Raw genomic sequence first — 6,692 nt, forward strand, 5'->3', positions numbered from 1 at the left:
TCAAGTGCCGCAGGCCAAGGATCACCTTTAATTCACGGTTACTTAGCCTTCGACGGATCATTGGCGTGCACGATGCGCCGACGGTTCGGGGCTTCCTCCATCGGGGCCACGCCCGTCCAGTGAATGTCGTTGTAGTTCGCCGAGTGATACGTGTAGTCGCGTTTCAGTGTAGCAGCACTTGCACTGCGTACAGCGTCGCGGATTTCGTAGTCGCCAGTTGTTGGAAAATCCTTCAACGGCAACCCAGAGGCGCTGGCCTTCTGGTACATCTTTTCGAGCGCAATACGGGACAACTCATGGCTGACCCAAGGCCGTTTCATCCGCGTCTCGACCGCGTAGCTGTAATAGGTCGACCCCGGTGAGAACATACTGCCCGGCACATGGACGGTCTCAATCGGGCCACCCTCAACGCTCCATGATGTTGGCACATCCGCTGCGGTCAGCCAGCCCTCCGCCACAAAGATCGCCGCGTCCGCGCCGGATTTCGCCCGCATCGCCGCCACCAAGGTGCGTTGCTTGGCCACCGCATCCGCGCGCGTCGTGCCCATCCCGGTGTCGGGGCGCTTGATAATCGGCTCTTCCTTAAATCCGGCAGGATACCCCCCGCCGATGTTGGAGTGGCAGCCCGGCATCCGCACCACCTCCCCCGCGTTCGCGCTGCCGCTGGCGTTGGCCGTGTCGTTCAGGCTGAAGCTCTTACGCAGTTCGTCATTCGCCGTCAGGTGATAAATCGTCTCGGCGGAGCCGTCTTTGAGGTGAACATTCACGTCCCAATTGTCCGATGGTATGCCCCCCGCAATTGCCGCCACGGTGTCGAAAATGCCAAGGAAACGGATCGTGACATTACGTCCCTCGGGCAGCTTGGCGTGGACATCGTTGAACAGCCCCCAACGGGTGTAGTCCAACCGCCCCGCGTTGAAACCGTTCACAAAGTGCCGCGCCGCCGCCGCCCCGCGCGAGAACCCGAACACGTCTAGAATGACCTCTTCCGGTTCCACGCCCTTGGACAGGTCCGTGATCATACGGCCAACTTCCAACGCGGCTTGGATCACGCGGTTCTCGACCCCGCGCTCCCCCACACCCATGGCGGAGCCCCAGAAGTCGTCCTCCTCATCCGCCTCGGTGCCGATCCCCTGCACATAAAGCGACCGGTACCGGCGTTCATAATCGCCGCACGCGTTGGGAATATCGTAGCGCTTGCCGTTGTTGTAATAGAGGTCTTTCAGAAGCGACACATTGGAGCGCGCGTTGGCATAGGAATCCTTCGCCCCGCCGGTCTGGGCGTTCTTCTCATTGTTGCCGGTGCCGTCAAAGAACACGCCGATTTCAAGCTTCACCTTCGGGCAGGTTTGCACAACCGCCCCCGCCTGCGCGGAGCCGAGCGCCTCCATGTCCGCGCTTGCGCCGCTTGCAATCGCTGCTGCCGACATGCCCGCCATCTCAGTTGTCCCCCCCATCGCGGCAGGGGGTCGCTACCGGCTCAGCCGCCGCTGCAACACTCTCCTGCTCAAACGTCCACGCCAGATCCAGATCCGCGTTGATGTCGGCGCGGTAGTCCTTGTCCAGCGACGGCTCCCGCTGCGCGCAAACCTCGGCGACGATCTCATAAAACGGGGCGTCACTGCTGTTGGGCTTCGGGTCCGTTGACACCGCAAAATGCCCCGCGCGGCCAAACACAACCGTCAGCAGCGCCGTGCGGTCGCCAGCGTCACGGATGGACACGGCCCCCGCCGGCAACGTTAGCTCGCCGCTATAGGCGCGGTTCGTGTAAATCTCGACCCATGTGGCGCGCACAACAATCTGCGCGTCGTCTTGCGGTGAGACAGCCAACCCCGCAATCGTGCGGTTGCCGCCATGCGGGTCGTCCCAATCGGTAGAGGCAAGATACGGCACAGTGCCGTAGGCGCGGCCATTGATCTCAAGCGCCTCGATCATCACAGGCGACGTGGAATGCGATGCATCGGATAGCGCGATAGCCGTCGGGGCCGCGTTGCCTAGCCAGCCCATGGCACCGCCCGCCAAGGGCGCTGCCATGCCAGCCGCACATAGGATCACTGCAAGACCAAACCGCAGACGCATTATCCTGCCTCCCCCGTGCAGCTCGTTTCAATATCCGGTACCGCCATCCATTGATCGCGGCGCTCAATAAGCCGTCCCAAGCCCGGTATCTCGTTCACCCGCAACCCGTAATTCTGGTCGCGGTTGGGGGTGCGTTTGCCGCACACCCGCGTCACCTCACGACCGTTGTATTGGCCGGTCTTCGGGTCTGGGTCCGCATCCGTGAATAGCATGAACTCACCGTTTCGGCCATACACAACAGTGACATAGGCCGTGAGTCCCACCACATCCTCGACGTGCAGCTCGCCCCACGGAACACTGATATCCGCCTCATAGGCGCGGCCCGTCTCGATTTCCGTCCACTCCGCGTGGACGTCGATGATCTGGGCGTTGTCATCGGGCCACGCAAGGCGGGTTAGCGTCGCCTTGCCACCGCGCGGGTTCATCCAGCTGCTGGAGGCCAGCGTCGGGAATGATCCCATCGCCGCACCGTTTATCGTCAGCCCGTCCACCATAACCGGCGTGCTTTGGTGCGCCGCGTCGCGGAACGTCAGTTCCGTTGGGCGGCTGTTGCCCAGCATTCCCATTGCCATCGCGCCACCTGTGCAGAGCATGCCCACCCCAGCTAAAACGTTGGCCGCGCGGGTCATGCTCCCGCGCCCTGCGCTTGCTGTTCTCCCGCCAATACGGTTGGCGGGATTGCGTTCATTCGTGCCCTCAGCGCCTCCACTTTGCGCACTTCGCGGCTCGTGGACAGGCATATCTGGCGCAGCTCGTCCTGCGGGTCTTTCTGCTCAAATCCGGGGCCATAGAAGACCTCCCAACAGGCCAGCAAATACAGGTGGTCCAGCTGCTTGATACCTGCAGGCATCATCCGTTCAAACAGCCCGCGCACGCGGCGGTACACAAGGTCCGTTTCGCGGTCCTCGTCCAGATGCTCGCCAAAGGTTTTCTCAATCCGTCGCGCGACCTCTTCCATGTCGCGTTCCAGCCGCGCATGCGCAATCGCCCCCACCTCGCCTGAGGTCAGCAGGAACGGTTTGCCATCTTGGCTGCGCGGGCGCGTGTAGTTTTCCGGCTCCGCCTCAACCTCGGTCAGCCGCCACGTCAACGGGCGGTTTTCCAATAAAAACATACGGTTGATTCGCGCGCCTTCGCGGCAGAACCAATGGGCCACGCGGTCGGGGTCATCCTTGATATGCCCCAGATACGCCGCCATCGGCGCGGGCTCCCAAAAGCGGAAATAGTAGGTTTTTCCGGTCTCGTATTTCATCCGGTAGAATCGCCGCCAATGGCGCCATACCGCATCAAAATCGGGGCTGGCGCGAAACAGTATTCCCGGCTCGAAGCGCGCGATGTTCCACGGGGTGTCCTCCCCCTCCAGATGGGTGAACAGCATCCGTGTCAGCGTGTCGACCTCGGACAAAACCACCAGCCACGGGGCGACGTCGCCCAGCTCCTCCTCCGCATCGCCCTTGAACAGGCAACGGTGCGGAATGACCGCGTCCTCCAGCATGATTTGCAGGTTCTCGATCTTCGCGGCGTCTAGGATCGCGTAAAGCACCGTGTCCTGCTCGTCCGGCGGGAAAATCAGGTCCTGCATCGCCTCGGGGACAGTCCGGCGCGGGTGAACCCCGCGCTGGATATCTAGCATTTGCACGTCATCGTGCACCGTCAGCTTCAGCCCCGGTCCCGGGGCTCCCGGCCCAGCCGGAGAAGCACCAGTCACGGACCCGTCCGCCATCGGCTTAGAACTGCAACCGCAGCTGCGCCGTCAGGCCATAACTGCTGACGCTGCCAGAGAACCGCCCATCCGCACGGATAGAGGCGTTCAGCTGTTTGGCCGGTCCGATCTTACCCTCGTCGAGGATTTTGACGTAGTTCACGCCGAAGCTCAGCTCGCTATACGCCCCAAGGTTTTCGGACGTCAGGTTCTGCGTCGCGCCACCCGCATCCGTGTACACCGACCGGCGCTCTTTGCCGAAGTCGTTGTAGTAGGTGCCGGTTGCAAACACGTTGGTCGCCGAGGTGCCATCTTCTCCGAAGAACGTCTTGGCCAAGGTACCCCCGACAAAGCCGATCGCGGTGGAGCTGTCCTCGGTTTGCAGCGTCGCGCCATCGTCAAACGTCAGCGTTGCCGCTTTGGTTTGCGTCAGGCCGAAGCCCGCCGTCGGCACGAATGTCCAGCCTTCTTTTTGCAACGGAATGGCGTAGCTCAACGCGCCCGAGACTGTCAGCGCCTTGGTTTTCAGCTTGGAGTTGGTCAAGCCCAGACCGGAACCCGCAACCACCGCAGTGTTGGTGAATTCGTACTCGGTCTGCTCTGTGCGCACCTGAAGGTCAGCCGACAACGCGCCTTTCGCTGCAGCCAGATACAAGCCTGCGTAAGTCTGGCGGAAGTCGCCGTCGGTGATCGAGGTCACGGTGTTGGTAACCTGCGTCGCGTTGTTTTGGTTCACCGCGAACACCGGCTGCGAGGTCGTCCCTTCGTTCACGCCGAAGATACCACCGAACGCCAGATCCCAGCCACCGAAGGTGCCGTTGAAGCAACCCCAGTCACCACCGACCTGCAAGCCGTAGTATTTGGCATCCACAGTCGAGGAGATGTTGGAGACAGAGTTCGCAGTCGCACCGGAGACTTCCGCGCTACCGCCAACAAAGCGGCCCCACGTACCAGTGCCACAGCTGTCGTCATCCTCATACGCAAGGCCGGACACGAACGGGCTGGACGGACGGTTGATAACCGTGCCGATCAGCGACTGTGTCAGAACCACGTTCCCCGCAATCGCGCCGATACCTGGGTTCGGCTGGGCCGCAAGGCTCAGGTCGCCATTGCCGTTCTGGATCAGGCCGTAAACCACCTGACCGCCCGACGGTGGAAGACCGCTCGCGCCGAAGCTGTAGCTGTTCCCCGCTGCGCCAAAGGTGTCGTCCACGTCGAAGACCAGAACCGCAGGGTCCGCAATAGACGGCGTGCCCGCGCTGGTGATGTTGAAGTTCAACACGTAGTCGCCCGTCGTGGCGCCACCCGTCACAACAACGGTGTCGCTGTTCAAGCCACCCGGTGCCGCGCTGTCGAGGTTGGCATCAAGGTTGAAGATACCGGTCCCGCTCATGCCGCCCGCAACATTGATCGCGTCAGCGGTGCTGCCGTTGACCATGTCCACGGTGCCGTTGTTCACGAACCCGCCGGAGCCGACCGTGAAGCCGCCTGTCGTGGCAATGCTGCCAGAGTTGGTCAGCCCGCCGTTGAACGTACCCGCGTTAGACACCAAGTTTGTCGCCGCGTTGGTGAAGCCGCCGTTGACGATCCCCTCCACATTGACAACGCCTGCGTCCGCCGCGTTGGTCACGCCGGTGCCAGTTGTCAGGGTCTCCCCCGCCGCGACATCGAACGTCCCGCCGCCGGAGTTGGCGAAGCCGCCTCCCACGCCCAAGGTCCCCGCGATATCGAAGGCGCCGGTATTGGCGACGTTGCCGCCCACCGTGCCGGATACAACCGCGATGCTGGTGTTGGTCAGATCGCCACCGATCGTGCTGGTGCTTGTCAGCGTACCCGCGTTGGTGACGTCGCCGCCAACCGTTCCGGTGTTTACCGATGTGGTGCCCGCCAAGGTTGTGACGTCGCCGCCGATGGTGCCTTGGTTGTTCAACGTGCCGCCGTTCAGCGTCACATCGTTGGTCACAGTCCCTGCGGCACCTGTTGTGGTGTCGCCTGCACTTTGGATCACGCTATCCACGGCCCCGCCGGTGATGTTCAGATCATCCGCGTTGGTCACGGCACCAGTGGTGCCGCCCGTAACGTTGACCTGACCCGCTTGGTTGTCCAGCGCCGCCATCGTGCCAGCGGTGTTGACCGTGCCGCCGTTGTTCGTGCTTGCGCCCGACACGATGCCCGTGCCGCTGACCGTGGCCACGCCGCCAGCTGTGCTGTTGGCAAGGCTCGCGATTGTGCCGTCCACTTGCAAAGTGCCTGTGTTGGCCACCGCATCAGTGCTTGCGCCAGCGTCAATGTTTGCCGTGCCGGAGTTGGTGACCGCATCCGCCGTTCCGGCGTCCACATTCAACGTACCCGCGTTGGTCACATCGCCAAGATCGCCAGTGCTGTTAACCTGCCCCGCAGCCGCGATGTCGGTCAAACCCGTGACGACGCCGTCAGTGCCCACAGTGGTCACGCCGCCGTCCACATCCAAGGATGCAACAGTCGCCGTCGCGCCCGCACCGTCACCCACAAGCGTGGTGCCTGTCGACGTTACTGCGCCAGCCGTCCCGTCGTTTACGTTCAGTATGCCCGCGTTGCTCACAGCGCCCATCGTGCCGGTGCTGTCTACCTGACCGCTCCCGCCGATGGTCGTCGCGCCAGTCATGGCGCCGCTGTTGGTCACAGTACCGCCCGTCACATTGGATGTGCCAGTCACTGTGCCGCTGTTGACAAAGGTACCTGCAGAGTTGTCCGCGATGCTCGCGACCGTCCCTGCGTTGGTGAATGTGCTGGAGTTGGTCACAGCCCCGACGCTGGCAGGGCCAGCAACAGACGCGGTGCCGGTGTTGGTGATTGCACCCGCAGTACCATCCGTCACGTTCAACGTACCCGCGTTCGACGATACCGTGTTCAGCGTACCTGCGCTGTTCAC

5 protein-coding genes are annotated in these 6,692 nt (G+C 62.6%); all 5 read right to left on the reverse strand.

All coding sequences use genetic code 11. The features are described 5' to 3' along the window. Positions 1 to 38 precede the first annotated feature (38 nt). Positions 39 to 1,457: a T6SS phospholipase effector Tle1-like catalytic domain-containing protein gene (locus BLW66_RS17150; protein ID WP_089948922.1), complete on the reverse strand. Its 1,419-nt coding sequence runs from the start codon at positions 1,455 to 1,457 to the stop codon at positions 39 to 41. Then, the gene (locus BLW66_RS17155; RefSeq protein ID WP_089948925.1) at positions 1,441 to 2,079 is read right to left on the reverse strand and encodes a hypothetical protein; all 639 of its coding nucleotides are present in this window, start codon (positions 2,077 to 2,079) and stop codon (positions 1,441 to 1,443) included. The genes BLW66_RS17150 and BLW66_RS17155 overlap by 17 nt, the downstream gene beginning before the upstream one ends. After that, positions 2,079 to 2,708 (reverse strand): hypothetical protein, encoded by a 630-nt coding sequence (locus tag BLW66_RS17160; RefSeq protein WP_089948927.1) that lies wholly within the window; start codon positions 2,706 to 2,708, stop codon positions 2,079 to 2,081. The genes BLW66_RS17155 and BLW66_RS17160 overlap by 1 nt, the downstream gene beginning before the upstream one ends. Continuing rightward, positions 2,705 to 3,787 carry a DUF4123 domain-containing protein gene (locus BLW66_RS17165; protein WP_170833517.1) on the reverse strand — a complete coding sequence of 361 codons (1,083 nt, stop codon included), beginning with the start codon at positions 3,785 to 3,787 and terminating at the stop codon, positions 2,705 to 2,707. Before BLW66_RS17165 ends, BLW66_RS17160 begins: the two co-directional genes overlap by 4 nt. 19 nt (positions 3,788 to 3,806) lie before the next feature. After that, positions 3,807 to 6,692: beta strand repeat-containing protein (locus BLW66_RS17995; protein ID WP_425283335.1), on the reverse strand; the 2,886-nt coding region annotated here is incomplete at its 5' end.

It is taken from the genome of Litoreibacter albidus (assembly GCF_900107015.1).
Classification (GTDB): domain Bacteria; phylum Pseudomonadota; class Alphaproteobacteria; order Rhodobacterales; family Rhodobacteraceae; genus Litoreibacter; species Litoreibacter albidus.